Origin of the sequence: Niveispirillum irakense DSM 11586 (genome assembly GCF_000429645.1) — a bacterium.
In the GTDB taxonomy this organism is placed as follows: domain Bacteria; phylum Pseudomonadota; class Alphaproteobacteria; order Azospirillales; family Azospirillaceae; genus Niveispirillum; species Niveispirillum irakense.
The window spans coordinates 357787-377591 of sequence record NZ_AUCG01000016.1 but is presented as its reverse complement, the minus strand read 5'-3'; the positions used below and the strand labels follow the sequence as shown (position 1 = coordinate 377591).

At 63.8% G+C, this 19805-nt stretch carries 16 protein-coding genes; 5 read left to right on the top strand and 11 right to left on the bottom strand.

The genetic code is table 11. The features are described from left to right. Positions 1–11: 11 nt before the first annotated feature. Positions 12–350, top strand: a complete 339-nt coding sequence (locus G473_RS0105190) for a hypothetical protein (RefSeq protein WP_029012234.1) — start codon at positions 12–14, stop codon at positions 348–350. A 114-nt stretch (positions 351–464) separates the two neighbouring features. Here G473_RS0105190 and G473_RS0105185 read toward each other — a convergent pair whose 3' ends face one another. Further along, on the bottom strand, positions 465–1322 hold the full coding sequence (locus tag G473_RS0105185; RefSeq protein ID WP_161630944.1) for an oxidoreductase: 858 nt from the start codon (positions 1320–1322) through the stop codon (positions 465–467). Between the two features lie 281 nt (positions 1323–1603). Here G473_RS0105185 and G473_RS0105180 point away from each other — a divergent pair, with 281 nt between their 5' ends. Then, the gene (locus G473_RS0105180; protein ID WP_029012232.1) at positions 1604–2905 is read left to right on the top strand and encodes a hemolysin family protein; all 1302 of its coding nucleotides are present in this window, start codon (positions 1604–1606) and stop codon (positions 2903–2905) included. Between the two features lie 171 nt (positions 2906–3076). Here the strand turns inward: G473_RS0105180 and G473_RS25180 are convergent, their stop codons facing one another. From G473_RS25180 to rnd, 7 genes are all read right to left on the bottom strand, one after another. Further along, positions 3077–4087, bottom strand: a complete 1011-nt coding sequence (locus tag G473_RS25180; RefSeq protein WP_051329897.1) for a response regulator — start codon at positions 4085–4087, stop codon at positions 3077–3079. Continuing rightward, positions 4080–6293 carry a glycogen debranching protein GlgX gene (gene glgX / locus G473_RS25175; RefSeq protein WP_051329896.1) on the bottom strand — a complete coding sequence of 738 codons (2214 nt, stop codon included), beginning with the start codon at positions 6291–6293 and terminating at the stop codon, positions 4080–4082. The genes G473_RS25180 and glgX overlap by 8 nt, the downstream gene beginning before the upstream one ends. Before the next feature lie 156 nt (positions 6294–6449). After that, positions 6450–7352 (bottom strand): DMT family transporter, encoded by a 903-nt coding sequence (locus G473_RS25170; protein WP_051329895.1) that lies wholly within the window; start codon positions 7350–7352, stop codon positions 6450–6452. 3 nt (positions 7353–7355) lie between these two features. Further along, complete coding sequence (locus G473_RS25165) at positions 7356–8291, bottom strand: DMT family transporter (RefSeq protein ID WP_051329894.1); 936 nt, start codon at positions 8289–8291, stop codon at positions 7356–7358. A gap of 132 nt (positions 8292–8423) precedes the next feature. Further along, on the bottom strand, positions 8424–9581 hold the full coding sequence (locus tag G473_RS0105155) for an aminotransferase (RefSeq protein WP_029012231.1): 1158 nt from the start codon (positions 9579–9581) through the stop codon (positions 8424–8426). 6 nt (positions 9582–9587) lie between these two features. Continuing rightward, entirely contained in the window at positions 9588–10469 is an 882-nt protein-coding gene (gene fghA / locus G473_RS0105150) for an S-formylglutathione hydrolase (RefSeq protein ID WP_051329893.1), read from the bottom strand. Positions 10470–10562: 93 nt separating this feature from the next. Next, positions 10563–11717: a ribonuclease D gene (gene rnd, locus G473_RS0105145; protein WP_029012229.1), complete on the bottom strand. Its 1155-nt coding sequence runs from the start codon at positions 11715–11717 to the stop codon at positions 10563–10565. Positions 11718–11826: 109 nt separating this feature from the next. Here rnd and G473_RS0105140 point away from each other — a divergent pair, with 109 nt between their 5' ends. Further along, a complete protein-coding gene (locus G473_RS0105140; protein WP_029012228.1) occupies positions 11827–12651 on the top strand; it encodes a substrate-binding periplasmic protein in 825 nt (274 codons plus the stop codon). A 124-nt stretch (positions 12652–12775) separates the two neighbouring features. Beyond that, positions 12776–14587, top strand: coding sequence for an aspartate--tRNA ligase (aspS, locus tag G473_RS0105135; protein WP_029012227.1), 1812 nt, complete (start codon positions 12776–12778; stop codon positions 14585–14587). 156 nt (positions 14588–14743) lie between these two features. Here aspS and G473_RS0105130 read toward each other — a convergent pair whose 3' ends face one another. Next, complete coding sequence (locus G473_RS0105130) at positions 14744–15862, bottom strand: OmpA family protein (protein ID WP_029012226.1); 1119 nt, start codon at positions 15860–15862, stop codon at positions 14744–14746. A 484-nt stretch (positions 15863–16346) separates the two neighbouring features. On the opposite strand from G473_RS0105130, the gene G473_RS0105125 reads away from it, so the two are divergent. Further along, entirely contained in the window at positions 16347–18377 is a 2031-nt protein-coding gene (locus tag G473_RS0105125; RefSeq protein WP_029012225.1) for an aminopeptidase P family protein, read from the top strand. A gap of 117 nt (positions 18378–18494) precedes the next feature. Here the strand turns inward: G473_RS0105125 and G473_RS0105120 are convergent, their stop codons facing one another. Continuing rightward, the gene (locus tag G473_RS0105120) at positions 18495–18830 is read right to left on the bottom strand and encodes a YnfA family protein (RefSeq protein WP_029012224.1); all 336 of its coding nucleotides are present in this window, start codon (positions 18828–18830) and stop codon (positions 18495–18497) included. A gap of 5 nt (positions 18831–18835) precedes the next feature. Beyond that, the gene (locus G473_RS0105115) at positions 18836–19705 is read right to left on the bottom strand and encodes a 50S ribosomal protein L11 methyltransferase (RefSeq protein ID WP_029012223.1); all 870 of its coding nucleotides are present in this window, start codon (positions 19703–19705) and stop codon (positions 18836–18838) included. Positions 19706–19805 lie beyond the last annotated feature (100 nt).

Below are 19805 nucleotides of genomic sequence, written 5' to 3'. Positions count from 1 at the left end.
ATGGGAATGTCATGGAACCGGCGCATGATAATGCCGTTCTTGCAGCCACCATGGACACGCAGACCGTAACAGATCAGGAAGAGGGAGAAGAAGCGATGACGCACCTGACCACCGCTCCCACCGCTATTGCAGGTGAAGACGCCATGATGGGTGTCCATCTGCCGGACCTGAACGCTGCGGACCGCCGTGAACCCAGTTTGCACGAGTTGATGGACGATCCGATCATGCACCTGCTTCTGGCCCGCGATGGTGTGGCGGCTGAAGATGTGTTCAGCATGGTCCGTGTCATGGCATGCCGTATCGTGGGCAATGATTGCGGCCCGCTGCCGTCCGGTCTGGCCGCTGCCTGACCGGGCCCCGGCGGCCCAAGTCCCCGGCTTTAAGTAGATAGACAAAGCCCCGCCGGACCGGGTCCGCGGGGCTTTGTGTTGTGCCACTCTCTATGTCCCTGTCGTGGCACCCGATTATTCTGCCGCCAGCAGGGGAGCCCGAGGGACCGCGCGGCTGAAAAGATCATTCGCGACCGGGGGCTTGGCCATGAAGGTCGCGGCGTCGATCATCCCGGTATCCAGCATCCGCCCCACACTATCGTGCCCCAGTCCCGCATTCAGGATAACCCTGCCCTGGAAAAGGCTGCGGGCCAGAGCTGCCATGTCATCGGCGGCCAGTGGGGCCAGAAGATGCAGAAAGGCCGGACGCAGCCTTTCCATCGCCACGATGGCATCGGCGGTGATGCGCATCGCCTCGCCTGGGCGGCCCATCGGGCAGGCGCCGTTCAATCCCAGGCGGACACCAACGCGGCTGGCCCCCATCACGGCCATGGCGGCATCAACCGCATCAACCAGCCCGTTACAATTCCCTGACGCCAGTTGCAGGCCGAAACAACTGGTGACGGTGGCGTCAATCTCCATCGCATCAAACCCGGCACGGCGCGCCCGCTGCGCGGCGGCAGCGATATGGGCACTTGCCATGTCGCCATGTCCGCTATGGACCACATGCAGCGCGATCCGCCCCCCGGCCTGATGTACGGCATCGGTGACCCCCTGCCAGGCGACAACCTGCTCGGCGCTATGAATGCCGGGGGCGTTGGGGTGGCGCCGTCCGCCTTCCAGCGTATAGGTCGCCTCGGTCAGCAGCAGGCCGGCATCGGCATTGGCAGCGTAATGTTCCATCATCGCCAGGGTGGCCACTTGCCCCAAACTTGTCTGGCACCGGATTGCCGGCATCACGACCCGTCGGTTGGCCAGGCGCAGGGCGCCCAGGCGCACTGGGGTGGCGGTAATGGCGGCAGGCTGGCGGGCGGTGAAGGCGACGTGCGACATGGGGGAAACCTGGATGAAGCCGGCACCCTTTTCTTCATTCGCATGAAGGCCGGGGAAGAAGGGTGAGGCAATAACGCCGCCACCCCGGCCCTGGTTGCGCCACACTTGCGGTCTATCGCTTCTGGCTGGTTCCCGTTCCAACCGTGACAGGCGGATCGGTATGGCGCCGCCCCCGAAGCGGGAATTCCGTATCCTGTCCCGCAACCGCCCTCGCATTTCCACCGCGATGCGGTAGGATGTGGGGCGGGCTGCTTCCTGGCTCGCGTCACCTGCCGCACAAGATGGTCTCGCTCGAACTCGCCGCTGTCCTGTTCCTCATCCTTCTCAACGGTTTCTTCGCGATGTCGGAGCTGGCGGTTGTTTCCGCCCGCAAGATCCGGCTTCAGCAGATGGCAGAGGAGGGGCGGCGCGGCGCTGCCATCGCCCTGTCCCTGCAGGAAGAACCCTCCCGGTTTCTGTCCACGGTGCAGATTGGCATTACGCTGATCGGTGTCATCAATGGTGCCGTGGGTGGTGCGACCATCGCCGGCCGCCTGGGGCCGGTGCTGGATGAGATCCCCATGCTGACCGGTTATGGCCAGGAACTGGCCTTTGCCCTGGTCGTCATCATCATCACCTTCCTGTCGCTGATCGCTGGTGAACTGGTGCCCAAGCGCATTGCCCTGAACAATGCGGAGGCCATTGCCAGTTTCGCGGCACCGGTGATGAAAAGCCTGTCGCGTATCACGGCCCCGTTTGTCTGGCTGCTGGGGGCCTCCACCGAGGCGATGCTGAGGCTGTTGCGCGTGCCGGAGCGGGCAGAGCAGACCGTGACGGAAGAAGAGGTGAAAAGCCTGATTGCCGAGGGCACTGCATCGGGCGTGTTCAACGCTGATGAGAAGCGGATGATCGAAGGCGTGATGCGGCTGGCCGACCGCACCGTCCGTTCCATCATGACCCCGCGCCCGGAAGTGATGTGGCTGGACGTTGCCGACACGGCGGAGAATATCAAGCGCGACATCCGGGAAAGCGGCCATTCCCGCATGCCGGTCTGCCGGGGCACGCTGGATGATGTGGTCGGCATCGTCCACACCAAGGATATCCTGCATAAGCTGCTGGAGGACGCACCGTTCGACCTGCACCCCGTGGTGCGTGACGCCCTGATCGTGCATGACGGGATGGAGGTGATGCGCCTGCTGGAACTGTTCAAACAGTCAGGCGAGCAGATGGCCGTGGTGGTGGACGAATATGGCTCAGTAGAGGGCATCACCACCCTGACCGACATGCTGGAAGGCATTGCCGGTGAACTGCCCGATTTCGATGATGATGATGCCGATATTGTCCGCCGCGCCGATGGCTCCCTGCTGATCGATGGCATGATGGCGGTGGAGGAGGTGGAAGCCCATCTCGGCCTTAAGAGCCTGCGGGACGAGGAAGGCGGCTATCACACGTTGGCCGGCTTCCTGCTGTTCAAATTTGGCCATATCCCGGCCGCCGGTGAACTGGTGGAGCATGATGGCTACCGGTTCGAAGTGGTGGATATGGATGGCCGCCGTATCGACAAGGTGCTGGTCACCGCCACCAATGTCCAGGAAGAGGCCTAAAGTTCGTCAGGTTTAAGTGGAAACGGACATTGTCCTCACTTCCGTCACCCCGGCCTTCGCCGGGGTGACGGTGGAGGTTGATCCAACCTAACCCTGACAAACACTAAGGGAGCGCCTAGCCTTCTCCACATGAAGCCTTCTTTGGTCAATTACGATCAAGGAAGACGGGCATCATTCCGTAGCCGGTTTATCTGCCGGCTGTCCCCCCGCTGCCTGACCGCTCGCCTTCGCCTGGGCGATTTCGGCAAGGCGGCTGCGGTAGGTGCTGACGGCGCTATGCACTTCTGTTTCAACCGCTGCGATATCGGTGCGGCGTGATGTCAGGGCGGCCAGCCCCAGGGCGGCCTTGTGCATGGCCTGGATATCGGCAACGGGATGTTCCGGTGGGTGGGACCGCATGGCTTCCAGCCCCGCACGCAGCGTATGCGCGTATTTTTCCGCCTGATGGCGCAGGTCGCTATCCTGTTTCAGCCGCCGCATCATGTCTTCCAGCACCGCGCCGGCCCGGACCAGATGCTCCAGCGCCATCCGGTCGCCGCCATTGGTGGCGCCAGGGGCGGCGAAATCCACCAGAAACGCCACCTGGAAGCCGCAGCGCACCACCTTCTGCACATTGATCGCTTCCAGCGCGTCGGTGATCGCGTCGGCTGATTTACTGCGGTCATACAGGCCCATCGCCTTCTGCCGCATCGTGTTGGGCACGTTGAACAGGGGGATCTGCACCCCTTCGCGCGGCTGCCGCCGCCGGTCCGGGCCGATATAATCCGCCGTGACGACAAAGCTTTTCCGGTTATCGATCAGGTTGATCAGCCGGTCATGCACCTGCTTGGCGCTGAACGGCTTGGCCATCAGATCATCAGCCCCCGATGCGGTGAAGCGCATCAGCAGGGGCTGGGTGGGCTGCCAGGTCATGGCGATGATGCACAGGAACGGGTTCATCGGCGCCTGGGAATGGCGCAGCATCTGGGTGAAGCGCAGCCCGTCCGTTTCCGGTGCGTCGGCATCAATGAACAGCAGATCGGGTGGCGTGGCCGTCATCGCTGCCGTCACGTCGGTCGTATCGGCGTAATCCGTCACCTTGTCCAGGCCCAGCCGGGCCAGGATGCCGCGCAGCAGGCGCCGTGTGTTGCCTTCCTTATCGACAACAATGACCTGGAGGGGGCGGAGGTCATAATCAGCCATGGGCCCGCCCTCCCGGGCCGGAGAGCATTGTATCCGGCTGGGCCGCCGGTTCTGTCAGTTGGAACAGCCAGGTGGTGCGGCCCGGCAAGGGCAGGGGCTGGCCGGTGACCGGCTGCCATTCCCCCGGCTGCTCAGTTGGCGCGCCCGTGGGGCTGCCCGTATCCAGCAGGCATTTCCATTCCTGGCCTTCGCTGCCCACCGGTACCGCCGGCAGGATGAAGGGCACCGTCTCGTGGTCGGCATTGATGATCAGCAGCAGCACCTCATCATGGGCCGGCGTGCCATCATGCGACAGGTGGGTGCCGGCCCGGCCGTTCAGCAGCAGGCCAAGGCAGCGGGCGCGGCCATCGCGCCATTGCTCGGGCGCCTTTTCCTGCCCTTGCGGCGTAATCCAGGTAATGTCCTTCACCCCGTCGGCAGACACTTCCCGCCCATGCAGGAAGCGCCCGCGCCGCAAGACGGGATGCTGGCGGCGCAGGCTGGTCAGCCGTGTGACGAAGCTGGTCATGGCTTCCCCCGGCTCCCCGGCGCCTTCCCAGTCGGTCCAACTCACCTCATTGTCCTGGCAATAGGCGTTGTTATTGCCGCCCTGGCTGCGCAACAGCTCATCGCCGGCCAGGATCATCGGCGTGCCCTGGGACAGCAGCAGCGTGGCCATCAGGTTGCGTGACTGGCGGCGGCGCAGTTCCTGGATGGCGGGATCGTCGGTCGGTCCCTCTACCCCATAATTGCTGGAGAAGTTGGCGTCGTGCCCGTCGCGGTTGCCTTCCTGGTTTGCCTCATTGTGCTTCACCTCGTACGCCACAAGGTCAGCCAGGGTGAAGCCATCATGGGAGGTGACGAAATTGATGCTGGACCAGGGCCGCCGCCGGTCATGGTCGAACAGGTCGGCGGAGCCGGTCAGGCGCGCCGCCAGTTCCGGCAGCATCCCCTCATCCCCGCGCCAGTAGCGGCGCACCGTGTCGCGGTAGCGGTCGTTCCACTCGCTCCAGCCGGACGGGAACTGGCCCACACGGTAACCGCCGGGGCCGATATCCCACGGCTCCGCGATCAGCTTCACGGAGGAGAGCAGAGGGTCCTGGCGCACGGCATCCAGGAAGCCGCTGCCCGGATCATAGCCATGGGCTTCCCGCGCCAAACTTGTTGCGAGATCGAAACGGAACCCGTCGACATGCATCTCCCCCACCCAGTAGCGCAGGCTGTCCATCACCATCTGCAGCACGCGGGGGTGGGCGAGATTAAGGGTATTTCCGGTACCGGTATGATCCTGGTAGAAGCGCTTGTCCTGCGGTTGCAGCAGGTAATAGCTGGCATTGTCGATGCCACGGAAGGACAGGGTGGGGCCGAGATGGTTGCCCTCGCCCGTGTGGTTATAGACCACATCCAGGATCACCTCGATCCCGGCATCATGCAGGCGGGCGACCATGCTTTTGAATTCGCGCGTGGACCGGCCGGTCATATAGCGCGGTTCCGGCGCGAAGAAGCCGATGGTGGCATAGCCCCAGTAATTATGCAGAGACCGCTCCACCAGATGCCGGTCATCGGTGAAGGCCTGTACCGGCAGCAATTCCACTGCCGTCACCCCCAGCCCCTTCAGATGGTCGATCATCGGCTGGCTGGCCAGCCCGCTGAAGGTGCCGCGCAGGGTGGGGGACAGGTCCTGGCGGGTCAGCGTATGGCCCCGGACATGGGCCTCATAGATGATGGTGTCGGTCCAGGGGACATTGGGCCGCCGCTCCCCGCCCCAGGTGAAGGCGGGGTCGATGACGCGGCATTTGGGCATGCCGCGGGCATTGTCGCGTCGGTCCAGCGACAGATCCTCCTTCGCCGATCCGACGCGATAGCCGAAATGCGCGTCCGACCAGCGCATCGGCCCTTCCAGCGCCTTGGCATAGGGGTCCAGCAGCAGCTTGTTCGGGTTGAACCGGTGGCCGCGACCAGGATCATAGGGCCCATGGACACGGTAGCCATAGAGCGTGCCGGGCCGCGCCTCCGGCAGATAGCCGTGCCAGACATCGTCGGTACATTCCGGCAGGGTGACCCGCTCAATCTCCCGCGTGCCGTCGGAGTCGAACAGGCAGAGTTCCACCTTCTCCGCATGGGCGGAGAACAGGGCGAAATTCACCCCGAAACCGTCCCAGGTTGCCCCCAGCGGGTTCGGCCGGCCCGGCCAGACAATCGTGCGCGCTGCGCCTGTTGTTCTCATCGACCGCCCGATCCCCTGCCTGCGAATTGCCCGTAACGGGTGTCCTGCCAATCCGGACAACGACCTATCATGGCAAGCCGGCCCCTAGCATGCCAATCCGGAAGAACGACGCCAAGTATCTGTTGGCTAAAATCAATGGTTTGCCCACCGATTATTTCACCCTTCGCGGGGTGTCGCCGCCTTGGCAGCCAGGATCGACTGCCGGTGCAGCACCGTTTCACGGTGGATGATGTAAAGGCCGGCGGCGATGACGATGGCGGACCCGATCCAGATCGCCCGGTCCGGTACATCGCCAAACAGCAGATAGCCGAACAGCACCGCCCAGATCATGGCCGTATATTCAAACGGCGCCAGCAGCGACGGGCTGGTCAGGCGGAAGGCCTGGGTAAAGGCAATCTGCGCCACGCCGCCAATCACCCCCACCATCACCAGCAGCCCCCATTGCCAGCCCACCGGCATGCGCCAGTCCGGGATCATGGCGATGCCGGCCACGGCGGACATGGTGACGACGAAATAGAAGGTGATGGCGGCATTGCTCTCCGTCCGGGCCAGCACCCGGATATAGAGCATGGTCAGGGCATAGAAGGCAGCGGCCGCCAGCGGGATCAGCGCCGTCAGGGTCAACAGCCCTTCCCCTGGCCGCAGCATCACCATGACGCCGGCAAAGCCGACCAGCACCGCGATCCAGCGCCGCCAGCCCACCTTTTCCCCCAGCACCGGCACGGATAGCGCGGTCATGAAAAGCGGGCCGGCAAAGCCGATGGCATAGACATCGGCCAGCGGCATGATGGCGTAGGCATAGAAAAAGCAGAAGGCCGCCGCGATCCCCACCAGGGCGCGGCCGACATGGGAGAGGGGCTGCCGGGTGCGCAGCGTTGCCAGCCCGCCGGACTGGCGGATCAGCACGGCAATGGGGATCAGCGAGAAGAAACCCCGGAAGAACATGATCTGCCAGGTGCCGAAATCCGCCGTCAGATATTTGATCGCTGCATCCATCACCCCGAAACAGAGGATGGCGAGCTGGAACCAGGCGATGCCGGCCAGTGATTTAGCGCCCATGGATCAAGCCCCGTCCGCGACCGGCTGTGCCGCAACCTGCCGGCCCAGCAGGGTTTCGCGATAAAGGATGTAAAGCCCGGATGCGATGACGATGGCGACACCGACAAACAGCATCCCGTCCGGCCGGTCGCCGAAGAAGATATAACCATACAGCACGCCCCAGATGATCTGGGTATATTGGAACGGGGCGGCGACGGCAGCGGGCACCTTGCGAAAGGCGGTCAGCAGGCAGACAAAGGCGATACCGCAGAAGGTGCCACCCAGGGCCGACAGGCCCAGATGTGGCAATGTCGGCATCTGGCCCAGCCAGGGCAGCATGCAGCCATAGACCAGCAGGCCGCACAGGGAGGAATAGAAGGCGAAGGAAACGCTGCTTTCCGTCCCCCGCATCAGCCGCGTGATCAGCATGCCGATGGAATAGAAGAAGGCCCCGCCCAGGGCCGCGAAAGCCGCCGGGTTCAGCAACCCGCTGCCCGGCCGCAGCATGACCATGACGCCCAGGAAACCCACGCCCACCGCGGTCCAGCGCCGCCAGCCCACCGGTTCCTTCAGGACCGGCACGGCGAGTGCTGTGATGAAAAGCGGCGCCGTGAAGGCCAGCGCATAGACATCGGCAATGGGCATCTGGGAATAGGCGTAGAAGCCCAAAAAGCCGCTGCACAGGCCACAGCAGGCGCGGGCCAGATGCATGCCCGGCCGCCTTGTGCGCAGGTTGCGCCACAACCCGCCGCTGATGATGGCATAGGTCAGGATCGGGCCGAAGGCGAACAGGTTATTAAAAACGATAACCTGCGGCACGGAATAATGCTTCACCAGCATCTTCACCGTCACATCCATGATGCTGTATCCGGCAAAGGCCAGGAAGGCCAGCAGGATACCGGTCATGAAATTCTCGCCAGAGCCATTGGCGCTGGTGGTGGACGTGGTGGCGGCAGACATGGGGAAGCGACCCGGGGGCAGGCGTTCCTGCAGGATTGCAGGTTCCAGGTTAGGAAATTACCGTGGACCGCGCCTGCCCGATATGCCTGCGACTGCATGCCGCCTTTGCGGTCAGCCACTGCCCCTTTTGCGTCAGCACCGCCAGGCGGTCAGCCGGCGGATGGCCTCGTCCAAGGTTTCCGCCTTTTTGCAGAAGCAGAAGCGGATCAGATGCTTTGGGGCATCCTGCTCAAAAAAGGCGCTGATCGGGATGGCGGCGACGCCGGCTTCCACCACCATGCGCTGGCAGAAGGCGGCATCCTCTTCCTCGATCCCGCTGGCCGCCAAATCCACGGTCAGGAAATAGGTGCCGGCCCCGTCCAGCACGGTAAAGCCCGCCTGCCGCAGCCCTTTTGCCAGCCGGTCCCGGCCAAGCTGCATCTCGTCGGCTAATTCCTGGAAATAAGAGTTGTCCTTCCCCAGCCCCAGCGCCACGGCGTGCTGCAGATTGGGCGGGGTGGTGAAGGTCAGATACTGGTGGGCCTTGGCCACGGGCTGCATCAGGGCGGCGGGACCAGTCAGGTATCCGACCTTCCAGCCGGTCAGCGAAAAGCTTTTCCCGGCCGATCCGATGCGGATGGTCCGTTCCCGCATGCCGGGCAGGGTCATCAGCGGGATGTGCTTAGCATCGCCAAACACCAGATGCTCATACACTTCATCGCAGACGGCCAGCGTGTCATGGGCCAGGATGAAGCGGGCCAGCAGGTCCAGTTCCTCCCGCCGCCAGACCTTGCCCGCCGGGTTCTGCGGGTTATTGACCAGCACCAGCTTGGTCCGGGGGCTGAATACAGCCTCCAGATCGGCGCGGGTGAAACCCCAGTCCGGCGCCTTCAGGCTGACAAAGCGCGGGATGGCCCCGGCCCGGCGGATGATGGGGACATAGCTGTCATAAAGCGGCTGGAACAGCACCACCTCATCACCCGGTTCCAGCAGGCCGAACAGGCAGGCGGCCAGCGCCTCCGTGGCGCCGCTGGTCACCATCGTCTCCGTCGCCCAATCCACCTCCAGCCCATAGAAACGCTGGTTATGGGCGGCCACCGCCTGCCGCAGGGCGGGCAGGCCCAGCATCGGCGGATATTGGTTCCAGCCTTCCGCCAGATAGGTGGCGGCGGCCTGCACCAGATCGGGCGGGCCGTTCCCGTCGGGGAAGCCCTGGCCCAGATTGACGGCCTGATGCTGGGCGGCCAGCCGGGACATCACCTCGAAAATGGTGGTGCCATAGGCGGAAAGGGTGCTGTTGCCGGCTTTCATGATGGATCAGCGCACCAGCCGTTCAGCATGCCAGCGCAGATGGTCACCCATGAAGCTGGCAATGAAATAATAGGAATGGTCATAGCCGGGCTGGCGGCGCAGCGTCAGGGAAACGCCGGCCTTGGCGGCGGCTTCCTGCAACAGTTCCGGCTTCAATTGCCCTTCCAGGAAGCTGTCGTCCAGCCCCTGATCAACCAGGATATCGCCTTTCCAGCCCCGGCTGGTCAGCAGCAGGCTGGCATCATGCCCGGCCCACAGGGTTTCATCCCCCCCCAGATAGCCGGCCAGCGCCTTCTGTCCCCAAGGGCAGCGGGTGGGCGAGGCGATGGGGGCGAAGGCGGACAGGCTGCGGAACCGGTCGGGATGGCGCATGGCCAGCGTCAGCGCGCCATGCCCGCCCATGGAATGGCCGGTAATGCCGACGCGGGCGCCATCCAGGGCAAAGCCTGCCAGCACTGCATCCAGCAGTTCCAGAACATAGGTTTCCATCCGGTAATGCGCCGACCAGGGCGCCTCCGTCGCATCGACATAGAAGCCAGCGCCAGAGCCGAAATCATAGCTGTCATCCTGGCCCGGTATTTCCACCCCGCGCGGGCTGGTATCGGGCGCCAGGATGGCCAGCCCCAGTTCCGCCGCCAGGGTCTGGGCGCCGGCCTTGGTGATGAAATTCTGCTCCGTGCAGGTCAGCCCCGACAGGAAGACCAGCAGCGGCAGCTTTGCCTTGGCAGTCTGATACTGGGGCGGCAGATACAGGCCGAACCGCATCCTGCAGCCGGTGGCCGTGCTGTCATGGGCCAGCACATATTGTGTGCCGCCAGAAGAACGGTGCGCTTCGACAATCTCGAAACCGGCGGGCTCGAAACCGGCGGGCAGGGCGGGGGCGGACATCGGGGCGACCTCACATCATCGGGCAAAGGCGGCCATTGTGCCGTTCCCGCCGCGAATGGCAAGGCTTGCCGGTTCAGCCACCGCCCGGCACTGTCACTTCTCCAACTCCACCAGCTTTACCTTCTTGCCGGCAATCGCCAGGGCCAACTGGCCGCGCTTCAGCTTCAGCGCCGCTTCGCCGAATAGGTCACGGCGCCAGCCTTTCAGGGCCATCACATCGGCATTGTCATTGCCGGCGATGGCTTCCAGATCGGCGGAATTGGCGACCAGACGGCTCGCCACCTCATTCTCGTCACAGACCATCTTCAGCAGCACGCGCAGCAGTTCCACGATCGGGGCGATGCCGGGGGCCGGTTCAACACGCGGTTCCGGACGGGGAAGCTGTGCGTCGGGGATGGAGAGCGCTGTCTGGATTGCGGCCAGGATTTCCGTGCCATAACGGCCTTGCGCCAGACCGGTGCCCAGGCCGCGCGTGCGGGCCAGATCATCCACTTTGGTGGGGGCGTGCGCGGCAATTTCCACCAGCGCCTCGTCCCGCAGCACGCGGTTGCGCGGCAAATCCTTGCGCTGGGACTCCCGCTCCCGCCAAGCCGCCACTTCCTTCAGGATGGCCAGGAAGCGCGGCTTCTCGGTTCGTACCTTCAGGCGCTTCCAGGCATCTTCCGGCTCGGTCCGATATGTCGCCGGTTCGGTCAGGATGCCCATCTCGTCCGCCAGCCATTCCTCGCGGCCAGTGCGGGCCAGCTTGGCGCGGATTTTCTCATAAGCCGGGCGCAGATGCGTCACGTCCGACAGGGCATAGGTCAATTGCCGGTCGGTCAGCGGGCGCTGCGACCAGTCGGTGAAGCGGCTGGATTTGTCGATCCGCGCCGGGGTCAGCTTGGTGATCAGCGTTTCGTAGCCTACGCTGTCGCCAAAGCCGCAGACCATGGCCGCCACCTGCGTGTCGAACAGCGGCGCCGGGACTTTGCCGGTCAGGTGGAAGAAGATTTCCAGATCCTGCCGGGCGGCGTGGAACACCTTCAGCACCGCCGGATCATTCATCAGATCGAACAGCGGCGTCAGGTCGATGCCGGGCGCCAGCGGGTCGATGGCAGCGGCATCGTCGGGGCCGGCCACCTGCACCAGGCAGAGTTGGGGATAATAGGTTTTTTCCCGCATGAACTCCGTATCGACGGTGACGTAATCGGCACCCCGGATACGGTCGATAAAGGCGGAAAGGTCGGCGGTATTGGTGATCAGAGTCATGAGCAGGACTGATACATGACATGCTGGCCGCTGTCGAATACCGATATCCGGCAAGCGGGCATGCGTATAAGATATTCCAGGGGTCTGAAGCGTGAAGGAAGGTGACCGGATGTCGGACACAGGGCCTTTGTCGCCATCAGCCGCGACCATATTTGGCGTGCGTCGGCGCGATCTGCTGATCGGGATTGCCGGTCTTCCCCTTTTTCTACGTCAGTCCGCCCTGGCCCAGCCTACCCGCGCCCAGGGTGATCCGGGACGGGAAGCGCCCTGGATCGTCAACTGCATCGACGATTTCCCGCCTTATTGCTTCACCATCCCCGATCATGGCCCGGCGGGGCTGGATGTGGAAATCGTCACCGCCCTGCTGGAAGAAGCCGGCGCCCCCTATCGCTTCCAGCAGATGGTCTGGTCCCGCGCCATGGTGCAACTGGAACAGCGGCAATGCGATATTCTGTTCGGGCTGGTCCCATCGGAACAACGCTTCCGGGACTTCCTGATGGTCGGTCCGTTCCGCGACGGGGAGATCGCCTTCGCCGCCCGTGCCGATTGTGCGCTGACCTTCAACACGCTTGAGGATCTGACAGGGCTGGTGATCGGCACCGCACAGCGCAACCATTATGGTGCTGCCTTCGACACGGCCACCCATTTCACACGGGATCCGGCCCGGAGCGATGAGTTCTCGCTGCGCAAGCTGGCCGCAGGGCGCATTGATCTGGTGGTGGGGGACAGGCTGGCGCTGGCCTGGAAAGCGAAGGAACTGGGCGTGCTGGACAAGATACGCTTCCTGCCGAAGCCGCTGTCGGTTTCGCCCCACTATATCGCGCTGCCGCTGGACCGGCAGGATAAGGCGCAGCGGCTGGAGGTTGCCCGCCAGACGCTGATGGCGAACGGGGCCATCGGCGCCATTATGGAGCGGTGGCGCGTAACAGGGTGACAGAACCGCGCGGGCTGTGCTTGACAAGCAAGCCCCGTCCGGTGTGGTGTGGCGCAAACCATGCTGGCAGCCTGCCCGCTGGCAGCCTTTCCTATTGCCCATCCGCACCCAAGGTCGATCCACCATGCACGCCTATCGCTCGCATAATTGTGGCCAACTCCGCCCGGACCATGCCGGCCAGAATGTCCGCCTGTCCGGCTGGATCAACCGCAAGCGCGACCATGGGCAGTTGCTGTTCATCGATCTGCGCGACCATTTCGGCATCACCCAGTGCGTGGTTGATACCTCGTCCCCGCATTTCCAGGTGCTGGACGGCCTGCGCCTGGAATCGGTTGTGACCATCACCGGTGAGGTGGTGACCCGCACGCCCGAAACCGTGAACGACAAGCTGCCGACCGGCCATGTCGAGGTGAAGGTCCGCGACCTGGATGTGCAGTCCGCCGCCGACCCGCTACCCCTGCAGGTCAACAGCGAACAGGATGCCGGTGAGGAACTGCGCCTGCGTTACCGCTTCCTGGATCTGCGCCGGGAGAAGATGCAGAAGAATATTCTGCTGCGCTCCCACGTCATCGCGTCGGCCCGCCGCCGCATGATCGAACAGGGTTTCGTGGAATTCCAGACCCCGATCCTGACGGCCAGCAGCCCGGAAGGCGCGCGCGACTTCCTGGTGCCGTCCCGCAACCATCCCGGCAAGTTCTACGCCCTGCCGCAGGCCCCGCAACAGTTCAAGCAGTTGCTGATGGTGTCGGGCTTTGACCGCTATTTCCAGATCGCGCCCTGCTTCCGCGATGAGGATAGCCGCGCCGACCGCTCGCCGGGTGAGTTCTACCAGCTCGATTTTGAGATGAGCTTCGTCACCCAGGAAGATGTGTTCGCCGCCATCGAGCCGGTGATCCACGGCATTTTTGAGGAATTCAGCGGTTTCACGGGCACCAAGCGCACCGTCTCCTCCTACCCGTTCGTGCGTATCCCCTACGCCGAATCGATGCTGAAATATGGCAATGACAAGCCGGACCTGCGCAACCCGCTGGTGATCACCGACGTGACGGCTGTGTTCCAGCGCGACGATGTGGAGTTCAAGGCCTTCAAGGGCGTGATCGCCAATGGCGGCGTTGTCCGCGCCATCCGCGCCCCCTCGGTCGCCGACAAGCCGCGCAGCTTCTTCGACAAGCTGAACGATTGGGCCCGTGGCCTGGGTGCGCCCGGCCTGGGCTATATCCTGTTTGAAGCCGCTGGCGGCAAGGGCCCCATCGCCAAGTTCGTGCCGGAAGCCGCCCAAGCGGCCCTGCGCGAGGTCGTGGGCCTGCAGGATGGCGATGCCGTCTTCTTCGTCTGCGATCAGGCAGGCCCTGCCGCCAAGCTGGCGGGCCTGGCCCGTACACGCATCGGCGAGGAATTGGACCTGATCGAGAAGGACACCTACAAGTTCTGCTGGATCGTCGATTTCCCGATGTTCGAATATGACGAAGAGCGGAAGAAGATCGACTTCAGCCACAACCCGTTCTCCATGCCCCAGGGCGGGCTGGACGCGCTGCTGAACCAGGACCCGCTGACCATCAACGCCTATCAGTACGATATTGTGTGTAACGGTGTGGAACTGTCGTCCGGCGCCATCCGTAACCACAAGCCGGAAATCATGTATAAGGCGTTCGAAATTGCCGGCTACCCGCCGGAGGTTCTGGAAGCCAAGTTCGGCGGCATGCTGTCGGCCTTCAAGCTGGGCGCCCCGCCGCACGGTGGTTCGGCCCCCGGCATCGACCGCATGGTGATGCTGCTGGCGGACGAGCCGAACATCCGCGAGGTTATCGTGTTCCCGCTGAACCAGCGCGCCGAAGACCTTCTGATGCAGGCCCCCAACGCCACCACCCCGGACCGGCTGAAGGAACTGCACATCAAGCTGGACCTGCCGAAGCCGAAGATCACGACGGCGGAATAAGGCTCCGGCTACCGGCCAGAGCCTCTTAAACAGGGAAAAGCCCGCTTCCAGGAAACTGGTTGCGGGCTTTTTCTTTGTCAGTGGCAGAAGCGGCGAATGAAAAAAGCCCCGGCGGATCACTCCACCGGGGCTTCTTCATCTCAATTTCCCAAGGGCTTAGCTGTTCGGGCCGCCTTCGGGGAAGATGATGACGGCGCGGCGGTTGGACGGCTCACGCACACCATCGGCGGTCGGGACCAGCAGGTCCGTTTCACCCTTGGCTTCAACCGAGATCTGGGCATTGCCCAGGCCCTGGCTCACCAGATATTCACGCACCGATTCCGCACGGCGACGCGACAGTTCCTCATTATACCGGGTTGAGCCGGAGGTGTCGGCATGGCCGTTGACGGTGATGCTGACGATCTTGCCGGCCTCGGCATCGCGGATCACGTTGCGCAGCACACCCTCGGCGTCTGGCGACAGCGTGGCCTTGTCGAAGTCGAAGAAGACCGTGAAGTTACGGGTGATCGACGGCGGCGGGGGCGGCGGGGGGGGGGGAGGCGGCGGGGGCGGGGGCGGCGGGGGAGCTACCGTCGTGGTCGCCACCGGCTCCGGTGCCGGGGCGCCGAACGTGTAGCGGGCACCGATCAGCAGTGCATGGTTATTATAGTCGAACTTCGCGCGCTGGCCCGCTTCCTTCATGGTGACGGCGGCGGTGTCGAGATAGCGATAGCCCACGGACAGGTCGACATTGGGCGACACGGCGTAGGAGAAACCGGCACCGATCTGCCAGGCGAAGGCCGTATCCCAATCATTATAACGCAGGCCGGGTGTGGACAGGTCGCCGACATTGTTGAAATGCAGGCGGGCGACACCGGCACCAGCGCCGACATAGGGGCGCAGCGGGCTGTTCGTGTCGAATTCATAATTCGCCACACCCATCATGGTGATGGCGTCGACGCGACCGAAATCGCCGGCGCGGCCGGTCGGGCCGCCGGTAATTTCCTTCACGGAATTCCGGTTAAAGCCGCTTTCCAGGCCCAGGCGGAGGCCGTTATCAAAGCGGTAGCCGCCCTCGACGATACCGGTCCAGCCATCCTTGAACGAAATCTCGTTGGACGCGGTGCCGGCATTCACCTCCATGTCGCGGTTCCAGAGATAACCACCCTGGAGGCCAATATAGGGGCCCTCAACGACATTGGTGTTCGTCTCTTGTGCCTGGACGACCGCCGGGATGGCGGCCAGCAGCGCGACGGCGGATGCCGCTGATACCAGCATCGGGCGCAGCTTCTTCATTTCTGTACTTCCTCCTGAAAGGGATCGCCCTTGTGAACCAAGGTCAATCATCAACTCCCGTTTCGCGGCAGATAACGTCGGCTTTTTGGGATCAGTTCCGGATCAAGAACTCTGCATTCATTCTCTGATCTTAACTGTGTTAATTCAGCAACACGGCAGGCGATGTGCCCAAGAATGTCACCGTCCCAAGTAACCGGTCTCAATCTTATCTGCGACGGATCGGAGATTTGACGACAATTAGGGCAAAACTGTGCGCAGAAGATGGGATTTTTCTGCGTATCCTCTTTGGAAGGCTTTCATATTCCTTTTCACATATGTCGGCCCTATACCCCGATCCGATATTTACTGAAGCGAGGGGGCATACTGGCCAGCCGGCAGGGTGGCTTGATCGCGAGCCCTTGCGCGGCCTTGCGCGGGCGGTGCCGCCGCTCTAGCTTTGGCGCCAGCAATCCGTGATCAAACCGCCCAGAATGGGAGCCTCCCTTTGAACGCCGTCCCTTCCACGCCTGCCACCTATCAGGGTGATGCGACCCTGGACCGTCTGCTACGCGACAATGGCGTTGCCGCCGATGTCACCGCCATTCGCGACCTGATCGCCGGCGTCAATGCCGCCCCGGATGGGGAATTGCCGGATGCCTGGCTGGACCTGGTTGCCGCCCGCCGGTCACCGGAATTGACGGAACAGTTGCTGGCCTTGCGCGCCACCATCGCGCGGCCGGCTGATCCGGCGGCCGGCGACCATGGCGCCCGTCTGGCGGCCTTGCGGTCGGAATTGAAGCGCCTGGGCCTGGATGGCTTCGTCGTGCCGCGCGCCGATGAATATCAGGGCGAATATGTGCCCCTTCGCGGCAGCCGTCTGGCCTGGATCAGCGGTTTTACGGCCTCCGCCGGGGCGGTGGTCGTGCTGCTGGACAAGGCAGCCGTCTTTGCTGATGGGCGCTACACGATCCAGGTACGCCAGGAAGTATCGGCTGACTATTTCAGCTATCACCATCTGACGGAGGAGTTCCACGGCGATTGGGCGGCGGCCAACCTGCCGGCCGGGGCCAAGCTGGGCTTTGATCCCTGGATGCACACCGCCGGCTGGGCGGAGAAGATGCGTGCGTCGCTGGACCCGGCAGGGATTGCGCTGGTCCCGACCGACGGCAACCCGATTGATGCTGTATGGGAAGATCAGCCGCCACCGCCGCTGGGGGTGGTGAATATCCAGCCGCTTTCCGTCACCGGTCGGTCCTCCGCCGACAAGCGGACCGATATCGCCGCGCAGTTGGAACGCAACCGCGCCGATGCCGCCGTGCTGACCCAGCCGGACAGCATCGCCTGGCTGCTGAATGTGCGCGGTGCCGATGTGCCCTGCACGCCGCTGCCCCTCTCCTTCGCCATCATCGGCAAGGATGGGCAGGTCGACTGGTTTGTCGATGCCCGCAAGCTGGCACCGGGGCTGGAACTGCATCTGGGTAATGGCGTGGCCATCCGTGCACCGGATGATCTGGCCTCGGCCCTGGATGCGCTGGGCGCGGCACAGGCCCATGTACGGCTGGATGGCAATACAGCGGCGCTGTGGGTGATCAACCGGCTGGAACAGGCCGGCGCCAGTGTCGATCTGGGGGGCGATCCCTGCGTGCTGCCCAAGGCGGCCAAGAACGCGGTGGAAATTGCCGGCACCAAGGCGGCCCATCAGCGCGATGGTGCCGCCCTGGTTCGCTTCCTGCGCTGGTTTGACGAGGAAGCGCCCAAGGGCGCCCTGGACGAACTGACCGTGGTGGAGACGCTGCTGGCCTATCGCCGGGGGGCCGCCGATTTCCGCGGCCCCAGCTTCGACACGATCAGCGGTGCCGGCCCCAATGGCGCGATCGTCCATTACCGGGTGAGCGCCAAATCCAACCGCCGGATTGAACCCAACAGCGTGTTCCTGCTGGATAGCGGCGGGCAATATCTGGACGGCACGACCGACATTACCCGCACCCTGGCCGTGGGTGATCCGGGTGCCCAGGCGCGCCGCCATTTCACCCTGGTGCTGAAAGGCCATATCGCCATCAACCGCGCCCGCTTCCCGGCGGGGACGGTGGGCAGCCAGTTGGACGTGCTGGCGCGGCAATTCCTGTGGCAGGCGGGGCTGGATTACGACCATGGCACGGGCCATGGCGTCGGCTCCTACCTGTCGGTGCATGAAGGGCCGCAGCGCATTGCCAAGATGCCCAACAGCGTCGTCCTGTTGCCGGGCATGATCCTGTCCAACGAGCCGGGCTATTATCTGGCTGGTTCCTACGGCATCCGGGTGGAGAATCTGGAACTGGTGGTGCCGCTGGATATCCCTGGTGCCGAACGTCCCATGCTGGGCTTCGAGGCGCTGACCCTGTGCCCGATCGACACCCGCATGGTCGATGCCAGCCTGTTGAGTGCGGAAGAACGCGACTGGCTGAACGCCTATCACGCCCGCGTGGCGGCGGCTTTGTCCCCCATGGTGGAGGGGGCTGATCTGGCCTGGCTGCAGCAGGCAACGGCGGCGATCTGACATCGCCGTTTAGGAAAGGATGAAAAGGCCGGGAAGGGGTAACCTCTCCGGGCCTTTTTTAAAGCTATGTCAGGCTTGGGTAAGAGCGGGTGGGGCTTCACCCCGATCCTGAAAACCCTAACCGCTGCGCGGTCCCAGCAGGATGATGGCGGCGCCGATCAGGCAGAAGGCGGCGCCGATCAGGTCCCAGCGGTCGGGGCGCTGGCCTTCCACCAGTCCCATCCAGACCAGGGAGGCTACGATATAAACACCGCCATAGGCGGCATAGGCGCGCCCGGCGACATCGGCGGGCACCCGTGTCAGCAGCCAGGCGAACAAGGCCAGCGATACCATGCCCGGCGCCAGCCACCAGACCGACCGGTCCAGCCGCAGCCAGGCCCAGAAGGCGAAGCAGCCGGCGATTTCCGCGCACGCTGCCCCGCCATAGATCAGAAGAAGCGCAGGGGAGGGCAAAGCCCTCAGCCCTTCAGCACCAGGGTGGACCAGTCACCCAGACGGTAGCGCTTGACCAGCCGCAGGCCCTGGGCCCGGTGGGCGTTGATCACCAGCGGTTCCTGCCGGTGCAGCAGGCCGGACAGGATGGCCGTGCCGCCGGGCTGCAAATAGCGGCGCAGGTCGGGCGACATCTTGGCCAGGGGGCGGGCCAGGATATTGGCGACGATCAGGTCAAACTTGCCATGGCGGCGCACGGCTTCCGCCGCGTAACCATTGGCGGCATAGAGCTTCACCAGCTTATCCACCCGGTTCAACTCGGCATTTTCCGTCGCGATCTCGATCGACAATTCATCAATATCGACGCCGATCACGGGGATGCGGGCCAGCTTGGCCAGCGCGAAGGCCAGGATGCCGGAACCGCAGCCCATATCCAGGGCATTGCGGATGCCGCCCTTGGCCGCCAGTTCGGAGATGGCGCGCAGGCAGCCCTGGGTGGTGGCATGCTCACCCGACCCGAACGCCATGGCGGCTTCGATCTGCAGGCCCATTTTGCCCTTCGGCACGGGCTTTTTGTGATGGCTGCCATGGATGAAGAAGCGCCCGGCCTCAATCGGCGGGAAGGAGAGATAGGTCTGGGTCACCCAGTCGATGGGGGCCAGCGGTTCCTTGGTCAGTTGCGGCTCGGCAATGCCATGGGCGGCGGCCAGCACGGCCAGCTTCATGCCGATCCGGGTGGTGTCCGGCTCGTTATAGGAGGTGCATTCGATCAGCCATTGACCGCCTTCCTGCAATTCGAAGGTGGAAACAGCATCGACATGCGGTTCAACCATATCGGCAAAGACCGGAACCAGCGCCTCTGGCACCTCGAACGCGACACGCCACATCGGCTGCATGGAACTCCGCCCCTTTCCGGCACATGGAAGAAAGATGATGCGGCTGTTCTAGCCGCCGCCGCGCCCTATCGCAATCGGGCTTTCCAACAAGGGTGGCATC

Bases quoted from the DNA above. Each gene is read 5' to 3' on its own strand.
- G473_RS0105190 (WP_029012234.1), top strand. From the start codon at position 12: ATGGAACCGGCGCATGATAATGCCGTTCTTGCAGCCACCATGGACACG.
- G473_RS0105185 (WP_161630944.1), bottom strand. From the start codon at position 1,322: ATGTCGCACGTCGCCTTCACCGCCCGCCAGCCTGCCGCCATTACCGCC.
- G473_RS0105180 (WP_029012232.1), top strand. From the start codon at position 1,604: ATGGTCTCGCTCGAACTCGCCGCTGTCCTGTTCCTCATCCTTCTCAAC.
- G473_RS25180 (WP_051329897.1), bottom strand. From the start codon at position 4,087: ATGGCTGATTATGACCTCCGCCCCCTCCAGGTCATTGTTGTCGATAAG.
- glgX (WP_051329896.1), bottom strand. From the start codon at position 6,293: ATGAGAACAACAGGCGCAGCGCGCACGATTGTCTGGCCGGGCCGGCCG.
- G473_RS25170 (WP_051329895.1), bottom strand. From the start codon at position 7,352: ATGGGCGCTAAATCACTGGCCGGCATCGCCTGGTTCCAGCTCGCCATC.
- G473_RS25165 (WP_051329894.1), bottom strand. From the start codon at position 8,291: ATGTCTGCCGCCACCACGTCCACCACCAGCGCCAATGGCTCTGGCGAG.
- G473_RS0105155 (WP_029012231.1), bottom strand. From the start codon at position 9,581: ATGAAAGCCGGCAACAGCACCCTTTCCGCCTATGGCACCACCATTTTC.
- fghA (WP_051329893.1), bottom strand. From the start codon at position 10,469: ATGTCCGCCCCCGCCCTGCCCGCCGGTTTCGAGCCCGCCGGTTTCGAG.
- rnd (WP_029012229.1), bottom strand. From the start codon at position 11,717: ATGACTCTGATCACCAATACCGCCGACCTTTCCGCCTTTATCGACCGT.
- G473_RS0105140 (WP_029012228.1), top strand. From the start codon at position 11,827: ATGTCGGACACAGGGCCTTTGTCGCCATCAGCCGCGACCATATTTGGC.
- aspS (WP_029012227.1), top strand. From the start codon at position 12,776: ATGCACGCCTATCGCTCGCATAATTGTGGCCAACTCCGCCCGGACCAT.
- G473_RS0105130 (WP_029012226.1), bottom strand. From the start codon at position 15,862: ATGAAGAAGCTGCGCCCGATGCTGGTATCAGCGGCATCCGCCGTCGCG.
- G473_RS0105115 (WP_029012223.1), bottom strand. From the start codon at position 19,705: ATGCAGCCGATGTGGCGTGTCGCGTTCGAGGTGCCAGAGGCGCTGGTT.